General features: G+C 33.4%; 16 protein-coding genes. 10 read left to right on the top strand and 6 right to left on the bottom strand.

What is annotated here, in order from left to right; genetic code table 11:
* The first annotated feature begins 236 nt into the window (after window positions 1–236).
* The 4 genes from G7034_RS09765 (at window position 237) to G7034_RS09750 (ending at window position 3,840) form a co-directional block, all read left to right on the top strand.
* Complete coding sequence (locus G7034_RS09765) at window positions 237–1,421, top strand: IS110 family transposase (RefSeq protein ID WP_166399234.1); 1,185 nt, start codon at window positions 237–239, stop codon at window positions 1,419–1,421.
* 266 nt (window positions 1,422–1,687) lie between these two features.
* Window positions 1,688–1,921: a hypothetical protein gene (locus tag G7034_RS09760; protein WP_166400774.1), complete on the top strand. Its 234-nt coding sequence runs from the start codon at window positions 1,688–1,690 to the stop codon at window positions 1,919–1,921.
* The gene (locus G7034_RS09755; RefSeq protein ID WP_166400773.1) at window positions 1,905–2,207 is read left to right on the top strand and encodes a type II toxin-antitoxin system RelE/ParE family toxin; all 303 of its coding nucleotides are present in this window, start codon (window positions 1,905–1,907) and stop codon (window positions 2,205–2,207) included. The genes G7034_RS09760 and G7034_RS09755 overlap by 17 nt, the downstream gene beginning before the upstream one ends.
* A 568-nt stretch (window positions 2,208–2,775) precedes the next feature.
* A complete protein-coding gene (locus G7034_RS09750; protein ID WP_166400772.1) occupies window positions 2,776–3,840 on the top strand; it encodes a Fic family protein in 1,065 nt (354 codons plus the stop codon).
* A 112-nt stretch (window positions 3,841–3,952) separates the two neighbouring features.
* Here the strand turns inward: G7034_RS09750 and G7034_RS09745 are convergent, their stop codons facing one another.
* On the bottom strand, window positions 3,953–4,903 hold the full coding sequence (locus tag G7034_RS09745) for an NAD-dependent epimerase/dehydratase family protein (protein ID WP_166400771.1): 951 nt from the start codon (window positions 4,901–4,903) through the stop codon (window positions 3,953–3,955).
* A 202-nt stretch (window positions 4,904–5,105) separates the two neighbouring features.
* Between G7034_RS09745 and G7034_RS09740 the strand changes: the two genes are divergently transcribed.
* Together G7034_RS09740 and G7034_RS09735 are read left to right on the top strand one after the other, a co-directional pair.
* Complete coding sequence (locus G7034_RS09740) at window positions 5,106–5,618, top strand: hypothetical protein (RefSeq protein WP_166400770.1); 513 nt, start codon at window positions 5,106–5,108, stop codon at window positions 5,616–5,618.
* Between the two features lie 86 nt (window positions 5,619–5,704).
* Window positions 5,705–6,175, top strand: coding sequence for a hypothetical protein (locus tag G7034_RS09735; RefSeq protein ID WP_166400769.1), 471 nt, complete (start codon window positions 5,705–5,707; stop codon window positions 6,173–6,175).
* Window positions 6,176–6,180: 5 nt separating this feature from the next.
* Here G7034_RS09735 and G7034_RS09730 read toward each other — a convergent pair whose 3' ends face one another.
* The gene (locus G7034_RS09730) at window positions 6,181–6,870 is read right to left on the bottom strand and encodes a GIN domain-containing protein (protein ID WP_166400768.1); all 690 of its coding nucleotides are present in this window, start codon (window positions 6,868–6,870) and stop codon (window positions 6,181–6,183) included.
* A gap of 264 nt (window positions 6,871–7,134) precedes the next feature.
* Between G7034_RS09730 and G7034_RS09725 the strand changes: the two genes are divergently transcribed.
* Complete coding sequence (locus G7034_RS09725; protein WP_166400767.1) at window positions 7,135–7,896, top strand: UDP-2,3-diacylglucosamine diphosphatase; 762 nt, start codon at window positions 7,135–7,137, stop codon at window positions 7,894–7,896.
* On the opposite strand, the gene G7034_RS09720 is transcribed toward G7034_RS09725, so the two are convergent.
* The 4 genes from G7034_RS09720 to G7034_RS09705 form a co-directional block, all read right to left on the bottom strand.
* A complete protein-coding gene (locus tag G7034_RS09720; protein ID WP_166400766.1) occupies window positions 7,897–9,297 on the bottom strand; it encodes an alpha/beta hydrolase family protein in 1,401 nt (466 codons plus the stop codon). It abuts the gene before it with no gap.
* An 89-nt stretch (window positions 9,298–9,386) separates the two neighbouring features.
* Window positions 9,387–11,696 carry a patatin-like phospholipase family protein gene (locus G7034_RS09715; protein ID WP_166400765.1) on the bottom strand — a complete coding sequence of 770 codons (2,310 nt, stop codon included), beginning with the start codon at window positions 11,694–11,696 and terminating at the stop codon, window positions 9,387–9,389.
* Window positions 11,653–13,452: an excinuclease ABC subunit UvrC gene (uvrC, locus tag G7034_RS09710; protein WP_166400764.1), complete on the bottom strand. Its 1,800-nt coding sequence runs from the start codon at window positions 13,450–13,452 to the stop codon at window positions 11,653–11,655. Before uvrC ends, G7034_RS09715 begins: the two co-directional genes overlap by 44 nt.
* 17 nt (window positions 13,453–13,469) lie before the next feature.
* Window positions 13,470–13,955 carry a GAF domain-containing protein gene (locus G7034_RS09705; RefSeq protein WP_166400763.1) on the bottom strand — a complete coding sequence of 162 codons (486 nt, stop codon included), beginning with the start codon at window positions 13,953–13,955 and terminating at the stop codon, window positions 13,470–13,472.
* 82 nt (window positions 13,956–14,037) lie between these two features.
* Between G7034_RS09705 and xrtF the strand changes: the two genes are divergently transcribed.
* The 3 genes from xrtF (at window position 14,038) to G7034_RS09690 (ending at window position 16,163) form a co-directional block, all read left to right on the top strand.
* Entirely contained in the window at window positions 14,038–14,598 is a 561-nt protein-coding gene (gene xrtF / locus G7034_RS09700) for an exosortase family protein XrtF (RefSeq protein ID WP_166400762.1), read from the top strand.
* The gene (locus G7034_RS09695; RefSeq protein WP_166400761.1) at window positions 14,591–15,028 is read left to right on the top strand and encodes an exosortase F system-associated membrane protein; all 438 of its coding nucleotides are present in this window, start codon (window positions 14,591–14,593) and stop codon (window positions 15,026–15,028) included. Before xrtF ends, G7034_RS09695 begins: the two co-directional genes overlap by 8 nt.
* A 232-nt stretch (window positions 15,029–15,260) precedes the next feature.
* Entirely contained in the window at window positions 15,261–16,163 is a 903-nt protein-coding gene (locus tag G7034_RS09690) for an HNH endonuclease domain-containing protein (RefSeq protein ID WP_223177617.1), read from the top strand.

The raw sequence follows: 16,163 nt of genomic DNA, 5'->3' as shown, positions 1-16,163 counted from the left end.
CGGGCTCATATCTTTGTATTTTTAAACAGTTAAATCATTAAAGCTAGGGTAGCAAATTGTTTGCGGGCTAGTTACAATCATTGATTGATAATGCTGATAAAGGCAAATCTATCCTAGTCTTTTTCTTAAAGATTCAATAGTACCTAAATACTATAATTTAGTTATAGATATTGTATTACATGAGCAAAGTCTTAGAGAAAAATTTTAATGATTATTACGCAAAAAATACTTTTATTATGAATTTAAAATTTTCAGTAGGTCTTGATGTGTCAAGTAAAAAAGTAGATGCTTGTATAAGCACGATAGACTGTAATCAAAGCGTGAAGGTTAAGTCTTCTTGTAGTGTTTCTAATTCAAAAGCAGGCTTTTTAAAGCTAGTAAAATGGATTGATAAATGGACAAAAAAAGAGTCTATTCCAATAGTTGTTAGCTTAGAAGCTACTGGTGTTTATCACGAAGAACTTGCTTATTATCTAGATGATGCAGGGTATAGAGTTTCTATTATTTTACCAAACAAAGCAAAAAAGTATTTACAATCTATTGGCTTAAAAAGTAAGAATGATAAAATAGACGCTAAAGGTTTGGCACAAATGGGGGCAGAACAAAATTTATCTCAATGGATTAGACCTAAAGATGTTTTTGTAAGCCTAAGGTCTTTAACACGACAGTATCAATCCATTCAGGAATCGATTACGGTAGAAAAGAATAAGCTACATGCAGAAGAACAATCAGCTTTATCAAACAAGCATGTGATTAAGCAAATGAAAAGCCATATACGTTTCTTAGAAAAGCAAAAAACAAAGACAGAAATTGCTATCGAAGAAGTCATAAAAAGTGATGAGGAGCTAAAATTAAAAGTAGAGAATATTTGCACAGTTAGAGGATTATCAATACTTTCTGTAGCTACTGTTATAGCAGAAACAAATGGATTTAATCTGTTTAAAAATTACAAGCAACTAGTGAGTTATTCTGGGTATGATGTTGTAGAAAATCAATCAGGTTCTCATAAAGGCAAGACAAAAATATCGAAAAAGGGAAACTCAAGGATTAGACGAATTTTACACATGCCATCGTTAATAGCAATAGGTTCAGAAGGGACAGTTTTTAAGAACCTTTACCTTAGAGTTTATGAAAGAACAGGCATCAAAATGAAAGGTATTGTCGCTGTTCAAAAAAAATTATTGTTAACAATTTATTACTTGTGGAAAAAAAACGAACCCTTTGATATTAATTATCAAAATAAAGGAAATAAAAATATCCAAGAGGAGGAGAAGGAGCTTTCCTCTCGGTACGCCTCTGAAAGAGGCGAAAAAAATAGCCAAACAAAAAGTTTGGCTATACAAGGTAAACATCCAGTGAGTGATCAAAGTATGCTTCCTCTCGGTAAAATCAAAGATAAAAAAATTATGGTTGAAAATTAAAAAAATGTTTGGATTTAAAGATAGTACCTTTCCGTTTCAATTCCTCAAAACTCAAATGTATTTTCTATTGTTTTGGCTAGAGCTTCCTGCCGGTCGCTTTGCCAAAACAAGAAAATACGTACTTTCCTTTTTCCGGGATTTCCACTTCAATCCCTAACGCAGAAGAGAAGTATTAAGTAGAAAGAATTGATATTTCTAAGTTATGCAACAGTTAAAAATCACGTCCAAAAATTGAATGTTTAGATTAAATTTGTAACTTTGATATTATGGATTTAAGCTTAGAAAATAAAAAAATAGAATTAATTCAATGGTTATCAACATTGAATGATACCTCTCTGATTGACAAGTTAATGAAATTAAGAGAAAAAGAAAAAAACGATTGGTGGAGAGAAATTTCTGCAAGTGAAAAAGAGTCCATTGAAAAAGGAATTCAAGATGCTGATAATGGAAAACTGACTTCTCACTCAAACGTGAAAGAAATTTATGAAAAGTGGTTATAAAATACTGTGGACTGACCACGCAAAATCAGAACTTAAAGAAACTATTGAATACCTTGAAAACAAATGGACTGAAAGAGAATTAAGAACATTTTCTGCTAAATTAGACCATACAATAGAACTGATTTCAAAATCCCCCGAAATTTTTCCAGTATCATTCGAAAAAAATAATATTCGAAAAGCTGTAGTTGAAAAACATAATAATCTTTATTACCGAATTAATAAAAGTTCAATTGAGATTGTTTCTTTGTTTTCAAACAGAAAGAATTCGAATAAGAAAAAATTATAAAAAATCGTTGCATAACAGAGCATAACAAAAATGGTGAGATTTGTGATTGAAACGAAAATTTTGGTTTTTTTAGAAAATTAAAACATTAACCGAATGGAAAGCGCATTTTAAGTCGCCATTTATGTTATGCACGGATCGTTATAATTTTTAAATGATTTTCTCTGCGTACTTAGCGACTATGCGGTAATTAAAGCGTGGATAAGAGAATCAAGCAATAAGTACAAAACATTAAGATGATATGATGGACTGAAAGCTGAATGTTCGAAGAGTTAGATCGTTTGGAGGTTTTTAGGTAGAATTTGAGTTGATTTACTTTGCGCCTTAGTGCCACAGCCAGATTATTAAAATTAAATGCAAAGACTTTTATTTACATAGTTTGATCTAATACCAATCTAATTTAGCTCACGCAATTTAAGGTCTGTAACTTTTGTGTTGTCAAGAGTTCAACATGAGCCCCCGTAAAGTTGATCTCTCTCATTTCCTTTTTTAGCTTTAAAATTAAAATAGTTATAACTATAAGGCTAAATCTAAAAAAATGACTAAATTTGTCATGACAAAATAATGAATAATGAAATTAATCAGCAACAAACAAAAAAGCTTGGGTTTAAAAATAAACGAATTGGCACAATTGGTAGGTGTAGATTCAAGTTTAATGAGTAGGATTATTTCAGGGAAGCGTCGCCCAACCATGCCACAATTAAAAAAAATAAGTGAGGTTTTAAATTTGGATTACAATCAATTGCTTAAAGAATTTTTAAGTCTTCAAATAATGGAGTTATTAGCTCCATACCCAGCCATTGCGGAAGATGTAATTCAGGTTGCAGAAGAACGCATAGCCTATCTTAAGGGTGATAAGAAATTTACTATTATAGAGTTAGACCAACACGTTATTGGTTTGCTTAAAAAAGCTGAGCAATTACAAAACAAATGGAATAGTAAAAAACCATTAAACCCTTTACAGGTAAACAAGATGAAAGAATATTTTCATACCGCTTATACCTATGAAAGTAATCGCATTGAGGGCAATACACTTAGCTTAAGTGAAACACATTTAGTTATCAATGATGGAATTACTATAGGAGGTAAAAGTATGCGCGAACATTTAGAGGTGATTAATCATAAAGATGCCATCAATTTAATTTTTGATTTTGTCCAAAAGAAAATTCATTTTAATGGGTACTATTTAAAGCAAATTCATCAATTAGTTTTAAAAGGGATAGATCAAAAAAACGCGGGTGTGTATCGTTCTGTTCCTGTGCGTATTTCTGGAAGTGCACATGTACCTCCACAACCTTATCTAATTGATAAATTGATGGAAGATTACTTTTTGTTTTATGAAATGCAAAAAAAAGTTTTACATCCTGTTATCCTTGCTGCAGAAATGCATGAACGCTTGGTTTCTATACATCCGTTTGTAGATGGAAATGGCAGAACATCGCGTTTAGTGATGAATTTAATTTTACTACAGCATGGATACACCTTAGTTAACTTGAAAGGAGATCCTAGCAAAAAGTTAGATTACTTTAAAGCATTAGAAGCTGTGCAAGTTAACCATGAAAATAAGCATTTTCATCAACTAATTGCAATACATGCTGTAGAATCTCTCCAAGAACATCTTGAGTTGGCGGGCTAGTGGTTTGTTAAAGAGGTTATTAGAGCGTGTGAAAAAATGCGAAGTTACAAACTTCACTTAGCTAACGCCTTTTTTTTAGTTTTTCTAGAGTTTGTAACTTAGAGCTTTTTTGTTATTTCTTAGCAGCTTTTATCCCTTCAATCATTGCATCAACCATTGTTTCTAGGTCAAATTCGTGTTTCCAATCCCAGTCTTCTTGGGCATTCGTATCATCGATACTTGATGGCCAAGAATCAGCTATAGCTTGTCTAAAATCTGGTTCGTAGTCAATTTCAAACTGAGGGATTCGTTTGTTGATGGCTTTTGCTAATTCTTTTGGAGTAAAGCTAATTCCACCTAAATTGTAAGAAGACCTAATTTTTATTTTGGTGTGGTCTGTTTTCATTAATTGGATGGTTGCCTTTATGGCATCATCCATATACATCATTGGCAAAGCTGTTTCTTGTGATAAAAAGGACTGGTAGTAACTTTCTTTTAGTGCATCGTGAAAAATTTCAATGGCATAATCGGTAGTCCCTCCGCCCGGTGCTGTTTTGTAGCTAATTAAACCAGGATACCTAATGCTTCTTACGTCCACGCCATAGCGTTTATGGTAATATTCGCACCAGCGTTCACCGGTTTGCTTGCTTATTCCGTAAACCGTAGAAGGCTCCATAATCGTTTGTTGTGGTGTGTTTTCTTTTGGTGTAGTAGGACCAAAAACAGCAATACTTGAAGGCCAAAACAACTTGCTTATTTTTCCGTCTTTGGCTAGATTTAAAGCATTAAACAAAGTCGTCATGTTTAGGTCCCAAGCTTTCATAGGAAATTTTTCAGCGGTACCGCTCAGCATGGCGGCCATTAAATAAACTTCATCAATATTATAATGTACAATTACATCTTCTAAAGCATCATAATTGGTGGCGTCAAGAATTTCAAAAGGACCACTTTTCATAAGCAATTTGCTTCCCTCTCTAATATCACTGGCAATCACATTCTCCTTTCCTTTTTCTGCTCTAAGTTTCTCTGTAAGCTCCGTGCCAATCTGTCCACAAGCTCCAATTATTAATGTTTTAGCTACCATAAAAGATAATTTTTCGCAAAAATAAGCAAATAAGATGCTCTTATTTATCAATTTATTTAATTTATGCGTGAAATCTTTTTAAAAATCTGAGTTTTTAAGTTTCGAAGTTTAGAAAATACTCCAAAAAAAATGCAATTCTTTGAGGTGCAAATCTATACTATGTTTAAATTTACCCAAATTTAAAAAGTTGAAAATACAAAATTTGAAAATACAATCTCAATTACTAGGTATAGGTTTAATTTTGTTGTTTGTTTTTGCTTGTAAAGAATCGTCTTCTAAGCAGGAGGAAAGTAAACTAGACCCCACCTTGGAAGAATTTAAGGTGAAGGATTTTGATTTCCCAACATCGGGTGTAGCCCTTTCTGATGATGCGAAAGAAGCTGTGTCTGAATGGGAATTATACCAAGCTATGGCATCTGAAATTGAACGTATGCAAAAATTTAAGCTTGAAGATTTCATTGCTAATTCGTCTGTAATTTATAATGCCGCAGATACCTTGCAAAAAACACTTCCCCAAAAGTTAAGAAACAGGCCAGTGTTATCAAGATTGAAAGTTTTACACTCCAAAACAGCCCAGTTAAAACAACTTGCTGAACGCCAACAGACTGATTATCAAGAAATAGAGAAAGTAGCAAAAGAAGTCCCTATCGACTTTTACAACTTAAACATTCAGCTTAACGAGATTTTTCTTGATTTACCGCCAATTCAGGATTAGATTAACTTGAAGATTTTTTGTTGTTGGTATTTGAATTTTACACAAGTATTTTTTATTGCTTATTTTCGTGCTAAAGTCGATAATCTATGAAATCACCAAAACTTGCTGAAATTAAAAAGGCCTTGATTCATGCTTCAAGAGATGAATTGATAGAAATGACTATTCAGTTAGCTAAGTATAAAGTTGAAAATAAAGAACTCTTGCATTATTTGCTTTTTGATGCCCAGGACGAAACCGCTTTTGTGAATGAAGTAAAAGATTACATCAGCGAAGAGTTTGAAGCAATGAACACAAAAAATTATTACTGGATGCGAAAATCTGTGCGTAAAACACTTAAAAATGTAAAGAAATACATTAAGTTTTCTAAGGAAAAATCTACAGAAATAGAATTACATCTCCATTTTTTAGCCCAAATGCTTCAGTTGAAACCTTCCATTTTAAAAGACAAAAGGCTGGCTAGTCTTTACGAGCGTACTTTGCTTTTTGTAGATCGAAAAATTAGTGTAGTTCACGAAGACCTTCAGTATGATTATCAATTAGAAAGAGAACAATTATAGTGTTTTTATTTCTGAATTACTTTTTTAATAAGTCCACCTAACTTGGTTTCTTCATCAAATTCAGAAGGGCTTCCGTGGATAGCAATTTCACCACCAGCAATTACTTTTGCATTACATTCTTGGCTGGCATAAACTTTGGCAAAGCCTTTATAACTTACTTCTACTAAGGTGGTTTTGCTTTTTAGCGAGCTGCCCTCATACTCGCCTCCTGTTTTCACCGTTACCTTTTGGTGATTGGTTTTTCCTTTTAGTTGAATGGCGCCCCCCGTTAATGTATAAATTTCTAACTGATTAACCTTAATAGCTAAAGCTTGAATACTAGCTCCTTCTACCGCTTTAAAATGTATCTGTTCTTGATGAATGTCACCCGAAACAATGAGCTCTGCCGCACTTGTAGCTTCAATGCTTGTGGCAGAAGTAATATAGATTTTTACTTCGGTATCAGAATTAGAGAATAGGTAATTTAGGGGTAAGCTAATGCGTAATTCGTCTCTTCTTAAGCGAATATTGATTTCGTCTCGGTCAAAACCACCAATTTCTACCTTGTTTTTGGAAGCGCCATAAATCACTTCGGCAATAATTCCGCTAGAAACTTTGAGTTTGTTGAATTCGCCTTCCACTAGTTCTACACGCTCTTGAGCACCTAAAAATAGAAAACTTAACAAACCAATGAGTATGTAAATTATTTGTTTCATCAAAAGCTCAATTGCCTTTATTTAAATGGGTCAATTTACAAAAAACATACTAACCCCAAATTTTTTTAGTTCAATTTTTATTGAAGTTTTATTTCAATATAATGATAATCATAAAGTTAAAGTATTTTTATGCAACTTTAACGGGGTATGTTTTGCAGAATAGCTAAGCATTACAGCCATTAAATAGGATTTTAATTGAAAAACGAGAAACCTCCTTAGTTTGAAAATAAATAGTAAATTTGCTTCTTTACTGAAAACTTAATAATGAAGCTTCCGGCAACAAAAAAAATCTATTTTTCAAGTGATAATCACTTAGGTGCTCCTACTTATAAAGAGAGCCGAAAAAGAGAGGATGTTTTTGTTGCTTGGTTAGATGAAATTAAAGCTGATGCTGCGGCTATTTTCTTGTTGGGTGATTTGTTTGATTTTTGGTTTGAGTATAAAGAAGTTGTTCCTAAAGGTTTTGTAAGAACCCTGGGTAAACTTGCCGAAATTTCTGATGCAGGAATTCCTGTTCATTTTTTTGTGGGGAACCACGATTTATGGATGAATGATTATTTTGAAAAAGAGTTAAACATTCCTGTGTATCATCAACCCAAGGTTTTTGAATTTAATAATCAATCTTTTTACATTGGTCATGGTGATGGACTAGGCCCTCATGATAAAGGCTACAAACGAATGAAAAAAGTCTTTGTTCATCCTTTTTCTAAATGGCTTTATCGTTGGTTACATCCAGATTTAGGCGTTCGTTTAGCTAGGCATTTGAGTGTGAAAAACAAATTAATTTCTGGCGATGAAGATGCTAAATTTCTTGGCGAAGAAAACGAATGGCTTGTTCAATACGCCAAACGAAAACTCAGGGAGAAACACTATGATTATTTTGTCTTTGGACATCGTCATTTGCCAATGGAAATTGAACTAAACGAGCAATCGACTTATGTTAACTTAGGGGATTGGATCAACTATTATACTTATGGCGAATTTGATGGAGAGCGTCTTCAGCTAAAAACCTTCAATTTTAAATAGTTAATCAAGTTCTTTTATCCAATTTAAAATTTCTTTTAGTAAATCTTCAGAAATAGTTTCTTCAATCATTCCATATTCAGCAATACTTCCGGTGGTTGCATTTTGCATTAAATGATTTAAATTTGGCTTGATTTCTATTTTGTTTTTAGGGTGATTTTTGCCTATAAGCTGCGTGAGTAATTCAGTATTTTCTTTCGGACTTACTTGCAAATCTTTTTCACCAAAAAAGGCGTTTACTGGAATTTTTAGAGAGGTTAAATAATCTGCAGGATTGATTTTTAAGAAAGTAAACATCCATGGGTCGGTGTAGGCTTGAATCATCATTTCCTTATATTCATTAGAAGAAACCCCTGTGTCTTTTCCCAACTGAGGGTAACTTTCTATTTGTTGATTGTAATATTCTTCAAGTTTTTCTTCAAGGGAATCTAATTTAGTTGTTGAAGTAATAATGGCATAGACTTCTTTATTTATTTTTTTGTAAAATTCAACCATGGCTTGTGTCATTCCTGTACTTTTACCTATTAGTTCTTGTTGTTTGAGCATCAATTCTGGAAGCGGTACAACTGGCGGCGCAATGAGCACTAAAAAATTAATGGCCTTGTTTTTTTCTGCAAGCAGTGGCGCTACCATTCCTCCTTCACTGTGGCCATAAAGACCAATTTGGGTGGGTTGAAAGTATTTCTGTTTTAAAAGAAACTCTAATCCTGCTTCTACATCATCAACAAAATCATGGGTTGTAGCTCCAGAAAACTTCCCTCCAGACTTACTCACACCACGTTCGTCAAACCGAAGAACGGCTATATTATTTGAGGAAAAATAATCTGCAACCACCTTAAAAAGTTGGTGGTTAAAAATTTCTGAATTTCTATCCTGCGCACCGCTTCCAGAAATTAAAATAAGCGCTTTACAAGATTGGCAATCTTTAGGTAAAGTAAGTGTGCCTGCTAATTCTATACCTGCTTTTTGGTTGGTGTAAGTTACCTCAATTTCTTGGTAAGTATGAGGAGGTTTGGGGGTTTGTGGGCGTTTAAATTCATTTGTTGTTTTCTTCTTCTCATCTTGCCTTTTTATTTCAATTTCGGTAGTTAAAAAACCTTGCTCAAAATTGGCATTTATTAAATCCTTAGCTATTATTTTTCCCTGGATTTCAATACCTAGATTTGGCATAACCAAAAAAATAGAATCATTTTTTCTTCTTGCTTCAGTAAAAGATAAATCGAAGGCTTGTTGCTGCGGACTATCCATTGTAGCGGTAAATTCATTTTCGGTTTCTTCAAAGTGAAATTGAAGCGGCAATTTCATGCCATTAAATTCTAACTGACTTGACCACGAGCCGTTGATGTCTTGGGCTAATAAGCCGGAGACCATAAAACTAAGTAAAAAGCTTATTATTGATTTCATAATAATTTATATTGATTTACTAATTTAAGTATTGAATGAAACTTTAAATATACATTTTTAATTGGATTTAAAAAATCATCATACACTACTTAAAACCTGTAGCCTAAACTGGCGTACCAAATAAAATCCTCTACTTCGGGAGAATAAGAAGCTTTAATATCTATGGGTCCGAAGAAAGTGTCTAAGCCATAGCCTAAGGCATAGCCTGAAAAGCTCGGTGATGAAAACCATTCACCAGAGGTAAACACGCTGTTTTGAAGATTAGCAAAATTAGCGCTAGCAATGAAGTAGTTAGCTCCGTAGAAATTATACAATAAATCGCCTCCCACTTTAATGTAGGAATCGCCAGAAAGACTTAAGAAATTGTAGCCATAAAATGGTCTAAAGTTATTAATGGCGTAATTTCCATAGCCTCCTAAAAAGAAGTTTAAGCCAGCCATATCTTCATTTCCTATTCTAAACCCTAATTCTGAGTCAAGTTTTAGGCTAAATTTTTTTCCAATTGGCTGTGCGTAAGCCATTCTTCCTTTAGCAATAGAAAAAGAGTTAAGACTTTTATTGGTAGCGATAGAGCCCCAATAAATATTTAAATCACTTCTGAAGTAAAAACCTTGCGAGGGATAGAAACTGTGGTCCATAGTGTCAAACTCTAAATAGGCGTAATTACTAACTAAGTTAGAAGTTTCTATAATGGTTTCTTTTTTATCATTTTGAAAATCTGAATCGATAAAAGTTTGAGTATTTGCTTCTAAAAACTTTTGTTCTATACCTGTTCCAAACCTGAATTTATTCCGTAAGAAGCTTTCTATAAAGAATTGATTAGTGAAATCTTTATTAACAATTCGAAGTTGATTTATATTTTGGTTTGGGTCTATATTATCTGAAAGTTGACCAACAAAAGAAGCATCTACATCGGTAGCAAATTGATTAAACCTTGAGTTAAATCCTATACTCCAATACCTCCCTTTATCAATGTAATAGCTAGCCTTGTACCTAAGGTTATCTCCGCCAATTAAATCTATTGAAAATAAATCGTTTTCTAGAACTATATTTTTTTGTGTGTAATTTACAAGAATAGCACTGTTGTATAAGTCGTCATAATGCAAAGCAAAGCGTAAAAACTTTTTTTGTTGATTTTCAAAAACTTGAAGATGTAAATCTCTTGTACCGTTTTTGTTAAAAGTGGTGGTGTAGTTTATTCGGTTGAAATTACCTGTAGAAGAAAGATTATTTAGTCCATTATTTAAATCGGTAAAGCTAGTTTTTTGTTGAGCTTTCATTCGTAACTTTCCTAAGATGTAATTTCGTTTATAGTTTTGGTTACCTGCAATATGAATATCATTTACTTCAATAGAGTCATTGTTGCTGGGTTTCCAAATTTTCCGTTTTTTTTGCGGTTGATTGTTCAATTGTGCATTAGCTAAGTGATATAGGCTTTCAAAGTGTATTTTAGCAGCAATAGCTCCGTTTTCAATAAGTTGTCTGCCTTTGTCAAAATCTAAAACGGAATACGAATCAATGTCTGGGCGAATGTAAATATCGGTTAGGTTTTTCTTTTTTCGCATCGCCTTAATCGTGCTGAAGTTGCTTATTTGGGCCATTACTTCAAGGCCGCTTGATAGGCGCTCTCTGCCGTGTAAATCTTCTTGCACATCAACTCCAATAATAAAGTTAGCTCCTCTTCTTTTAAGTTCTTCTACTGGGTAATTATTTACCACACCTCCATCGGTGTGCAGTTGCCATTGGTATTCAATAGGTCTAAATACGGTAGGAATAGCACCGCTAATAGACATAGCTAAGGCTAAAGACCCACGATCTAAAATAACTTCTTCGCCAGTTTCTAAATTTGTTGAGACACAAAAAAAAGGAATAGGCAACTCGCTAAATTTTTCTTCTTGAGCGTGTTGGGTTAATCGGGCTAAAAAATTAAACACATTTTGTCCTTTAGACAAGCCTGAAGGAGTTTTAATTTGAAAGCCATCAAAAGGCAAACTCAAGGCATATTGATCGGCTTGTTCGCGTTCAAAAAAGGTTTTGGCTTCTCGGGGTAACTCGTCTCTAATGAGCTTGTTGAAATCGGTAACTTGAAAGATAGAATCTAGTTGGTCTGCCGAATACCCCACCGCATGAAGTCCGCCAATTATAGCCCCCATACTTGTACCGCCAATATAATCAATTTGCACGCCAGCGTCTTCCAATACACGAATTGCGCCAATATGCGCTAGGCCTTTTGCGCCTCCGCCGCTAAGTACCAAGCCAACTTTAATTTCTTTGTTTTTAGAAATTTCCCGAAGTTCGGCTAAGTCAGTTTGCGCATAAACGCCACTAAAAATAAGTATGAATAGCCCTAAAAGCTTAACTTTTTTGGTAGTGTTGGTATATGATTTCTGCTTTTGCATGACCTATAATCTTTGCTAAATCTTCTTTTTTAGCTTCTTTTATTCGTTTAACCGATCTAAATTCCTTTAATAATTCAATGGCTGTTTTTTCGCCTATTCCTTGAATTTCTTCCAATTCTGTACCTAGTGCATTCTTGCTTCGTTGGTCTCGATGAAAAGTGATTCCAAAGCGATGCGCTTCATTTCTTAATTGTTGAATTATTTTTAAAGTTTCCGTTTTCTTGTCCAAATATAAGGGATATTTATCACCGGGATAAAAAAGTTCTTCTAATCTTTTAGCAATTCCAATAATGGCTATTTTTCCGCGTAAGTCTAAGCGCTCTAATGCTTTAACGCCAGAGCTTAACTGCCCTTTTCCTCCGTCAACAATAATGAGTTGTGGCAAATCTTGGTCTTCTTCAAGCAAACGCCGGTATCTTCTATACACCACTTCTTCCATAGAAGCAAAATCATCAGGGCCTTCAACGGTTTTAATATTAAATTTTCGGTATTCTTTTTTAGCGGGTTTTCCGTTTTTGAAAACCACGCAAGCCGCTACAGGATTACTTCCTTGAATATTTGAATTATCAAAACACTCAATGTGTCTGGGTTCTTCAGAAAGGCGTAAATCCTTTTTCATTTGCGCCATTAAGCGATTTACATGCCGGTCTGGGTCAACAATCTTCATGGTTTTAAAACGCTCCATTCTAAAGTATTTGGCGTTTCTTTCAGAAAGTTCAACAATCTTCTTTTTGTCGCCTAACTTAGGTACAATTACCTCTATAGCTTCACCTAAATCAATAGGAATAGAGGTAAATATTTCCCTGGAAACCGAATTGAATCGCTGCCGTAATTCTACTGCCCCTAAAGCTAACAACTCTTGGTCACTTTCGTCTAACTTCTTTTTTAATTCAATGGTATGCGAACGAATAATGGCGCCATGCGAAATTTGTAAGAAATTGACGTAACCGTAAGATTCATCACTTACAATAGAAAACACATCTACATTGTTGATTTTTGGATTTACCACCGTAGATTTTGCTTGGTAATTTTCTAGGCTATCAATTTTATTTTTGATGCGTTGGGCTTCTTCAAACTTCATTTCTTCAGCCAGTTGATGCATCTGATTTTTAAAGTCTTGAAGCGAATCTTTAAAGTTTCCTTTTACAATTTTTCTGATGGCTTCAATTTGTTTGTTATAGTCTTCTTCAGATTGCAAATTTTCACACGGGCCTTGGCAATTTCCTAAGTGATACTCTAAGCAAACTTTGTATTTTCCGGCGTCAATTTTTTCTTTGGCTAAATCGTATTTACAAGTTCTTAATTGATACAAGCCTTTAATTAAACCTAAGAGTGTTTTAACTGTTTTTAAACTAGGGTAGGGGCCAAAATACTCGCTGCCATCTTTAATTACGCGTCGGGTTAAAAATACCCGCGGAAAGCGTTCGTTTTTGATGCAAAGCCAAGGATAGGTTTTGTCATCGCGAAGCATGATATTAAAACGCGGCTGATGTTTTTTAATCAGATTATTTTCCAGCAATAACGCATCCGTTTCTGAAGCTACTACAATATGTCTAATTTCAACAATTTTTTTCACCATCACAGAAATGCGGTAGCTGTCGTGATTTTTATTGAAATAAGAAGAAACGCGTTTTTTTAGATTTTTGGCTTTTCCAACATAAAGAATTTTTCCTTTTTTGTCAAAATACTGATACACCCCAGGACCTGAGGGCAGGGTTTTGATTTGAACTTCAATGGCAGGAATAGGATTAGACATGTTGTATAAACTTCAGATTAGGCAAAAATAGGCAAGGCTTTTTCTTTTTGTAAAAATTGACTAATCATCGTATTGATTTCTGTAAGTAACTGCTCGTCTTCTTTAGTAAATGCATCAATTTGGTGAGAATCGATGTCAATCTGACCAATATTTTCGCCTTCAGCAAAAAGGGGAATTACAATTTCAGATTTTACGTTAATGCTACAAGCAATGTAGTTTTCTTGCGCTTTTACATCGGGCACCACAAAATTTTGATTAGAAACAGCTACTTGTCCGCAAATGCCTTTTCCAAAAGCAATAATATTATGGTCGGTTGGACTGCCAGCAAAAGATTTTAGTTTTAGCTCTTCCTTTTTTCCGTTTCTAAAATAAAAACCTACCCAGTCATAATGCGCGTAATTTTCTTGTAATAACCCACAAATTTGGTCTAAAGTTGCTTGTACATCTAGGTCTTGACTATTAATTAGCTGGTCAACTTTTTCTAAGGCCTGGCTTGAATTCATTTTTTAATTACAAAAGTATTGATTATTGTGTGACTGTTTATGCCAAGTTTTGTTTAATTTTGTTAAATAATATAGAATCAATATGCAAGAAGCTAGTCTTTCATTTATTCAAAAAAACAAAGCTGTAATTTGGTTTTTACTCACCTTTTTTGGAAGTTATATCCTTTTAGCTTTGGTGTACGAATTGTATTTAAGCCTAGGGCAATCAAGTGTGTTTTACCCTGAATTTATTACGCATATTGTGGCTTTGCAAAGCGAGCAAATCATTGCTTTTTTAGGTTATGATACCTTGCTTACCAAAAGTCTTGAAAGTCCTGCCATGCTAATTGGGATTAGTGGCGAAATTATGGTGCGCGTGGTAGAAGGTTGCAATGCAGTAAGTGTGATTATTTTGTTTCTTTCGTTTATTTTGGCGTTTAAGAAAACCTGGAAGCAAACCTTGTTGTATATTTTTGCCGGAAGTGTGATTATTTATACGCTGAATATTATCCGTATTGCCTTGATAACCATTGGTATTTGTCATTATCCACAGCATACTGAGTTTATGCATGGAACACTTTTTCCTACGTTTATTTACGGAGTGGTTTTTTTACTATGGGTGATTTGGGTGCGCAATTTTAAAAAGCCAGAAACAAATGAATAAAAAACTGAGGTATTCACTCATTTTCCTGCTTTTTGTGGCGTTTATTGTGATTCGTTTTTTTGAACATGATTGGTTTTACGAGGTGTTTATGGATTTTTACAAAGGCAATTACTACCAAAAACCCGTACCCGATTTTTCTTATTTCTCAACCTTAGGTGTTATTAGCTTACGCTTTTTAACCCATACTTTTATTAGTTTGCTTATACTCTACCTTTTTTTCTTGAAGAAAAGCGTACTTAAATTTGCTTTGTTTTTTTACGCTCTGGCTTTTGTGTTATTAATTAGCGCCCTTGCTTTTTTAATTCATGATTTTCAATCGGATTACTACTTTGCTACTTTTTATGTAAGGCGCTTTTTAATTCAGCCTTTGTTTATTATTTTGTTGCTTCCTGCTTTTTATTATCAGCATATCATTAGGTCTAGAGGGTAGTGGAATTTCGGTTGTGGTTTTAATTGCTGGGATTTAGTTATTTTTTGATAAGTTTGAATTTGTTAAATTGATTTAATAAATTTACCATCAATTTTTAATTATGAATTTACCTTTTTCATCTCATATCAACAATCAGATTTTAGCTAGTGTTTTTAATTATACATCAGCAACCTATAAGTTTTATTGGTTTTTGGCAATTATTGACGAAGTTGAGTTAGGTAATCAACAAATAATGAAAGAGAATTTATTTGCAAGAATGATTTCTAATGCATGGTTCCCAATCAATTTCTTCAAGCTATCATTCGGTAGTCAAGATAAAATAGCTGAGATAATTTCAGAGTTAGCTAATATTTTACCGGTTAAATTAAATGATGATAAAAATAGGGTTTTTACCTTAATTAATAGTTCGAATGATCTTTCAACAAGGAAAATGTTATTTCATCTCGACAAAAATGTTCCTCATAAATTTTTAAGTCCATGGTTAAAAGGAAGCAAAGGTGAAGTTTATGAAAAATCACAAAAAGACAGCAACACTAGTATTTATCAACTTTACAAAAAAGAAATTGTTGTAAACAATAATTGGTTTGATTACATCCAAAGAAACAGTAAAGTATTAAAAGATTTTACGTATTGGAATCTTGCTATTTTTTTACAAAGTAGAAACCCACTAATTCCTGACATTCTAAACAAACTCATTAAACCTGCCAAAAGAAATGCTTTGACTTATCAAAGGAATAATTTTTGGAATATTTATCTCAATGAAAGGAATGATGTAAGATGTATTTTTACGAATGAAAAGTTGAATGTCTCAAACTATCAATTAGACCATTTTGTTCCGTATTCATGGGTGTCTCATGATTTAATTTGGAATTTAGTCCCCATATTATCTGAGTTTAACAATTCAAAAAACAACAAATTACCAATTATTGATAAACATTTCAATGATTTTTTTAACATCCAAAATGATGCTTTAAATTTATTGGGTAATAGGTTGAAAAAAAGATTTCGTGAGGAATATATTACTGTTTTTAAATCGTACAACTCAGCAAAAGACTTTGATTATCAAAAACTTAAGGAAACCATTGAACCACAAATTTCTGTGGCTAGCAATAATGGTTTTCAATTTTTAGAATAA

Origin of the sequence: Psychroflexus maritimus (genome assembly GCF_011089875.1) — a bacterium.
GTDB classification, from domain to species: Bacteria; Bacteroidota; Bacteroidia; order Flavobacteriales; family Flavobacteriaceae; genus Psychroflexus; species Psychroflexus maritimus.
This window is presented reverse-complemented; position numbering and strand designations above follow the sequence as displayed.

Coding starts and splice junctions, on each gene's coding strand:
- G7034_RS09765 (WP_166399234.1), top strand. CDS start 237: ATGAATTTAAAATTTTCAGTAGGTCTTGATGTGTCAAGTAAAAAAGTA.
- G7034_RS09760 (WP_166400774.1), top strand. CDS start 1,688: ATGGATTTAAGCTTAGAAAATAAAAAAATAGAATTAATTCAATGGTTA.
- G7034_RS09755 (WP_166400773.1), top strand. CDS start 1,905: ATGAAAAGTGGTTATAAAATACTGTGGACTGACCACGCAAAATCAGAA.
- G7034_RS09750 (WP_166400772.1), top strand. CDS start 2,776: ATGAAATTAATCAGCAACAAACAAAAAAGCTTGGGTTTAAAAATAAAC.
- G7034_RS09745 (WP_166400771.1), bottom strand. CDS start 4,903: ATGGTAGCTAAAACATTAATAATTGGAGCTTGTGGACAGATTGGCACG.
- G7034_RS09735 (WP_166400769.1), top strand. CDS start 5,705: ATGAAATCACCAAAACTTGCTGAAATTAAAAAGGCCTTGATTCATGCT.
- G7034_RS09730 (WP_166400768.1), bottom strand. CDS start 6,870: ATGAAACAAATAATTTACATACTCATTGGTTTGTTAAGTTTTCTATTT.
- G7034_RS09725 (WP_166400767.1), top strand. CDS start 7,135: ATGAAGCTTCCGGCAACAAAAAAAATCTATTTTTCAAGTGATAATCAC.
- G7034_RS09720 (WP_166400766.1), bottom strand. CDS start 9,297: ATGAAATCAATAATAAGCTTTTTACTTAGTTTTATGGTCTCCGGCTTA.
- G7034_RS09715 (WP_166400765.1), bottom strand. CDS start 11,696: ATGCAAAAGCAGAAATCATATACCAACACTACCAAAAAAGTTAAGCTT.
- uvrC (WP_166400764.1), bottom strand. CDS start 13,452: ATGTCTAATCCTATTCCTGCCATTGAAGTTCAAATCAAAACCCTGCCC.
- G7034_RS09705 (WP_166400763.1), bottom strand. CDS start 13,955: ATGAATTCAAGCCAGGCCTTAGAAAAAGTTGACCAGCTAATTAATAGT.
- xrtF (WP_166400762.1), top strand. CDS start 14,038: ATGCAAGAAGCTAGTCTTTCATTTATTCAAAAAAACAAAGCTGTAATT.
- G7034_RS09695 (WP_166400761.1), top strand. CDS start 14,591: ATGAATAAAAAACTGAGGTATTCACTCATTTTCCTGCTTTTTGTGGCG.
- G7034_RS09690 (WP_223177617.1), top strand. CDS start 15,261: ATGAAAGAGAATTTATTTGCAAGAATGATTTCTAATGCATGGTTCCCA.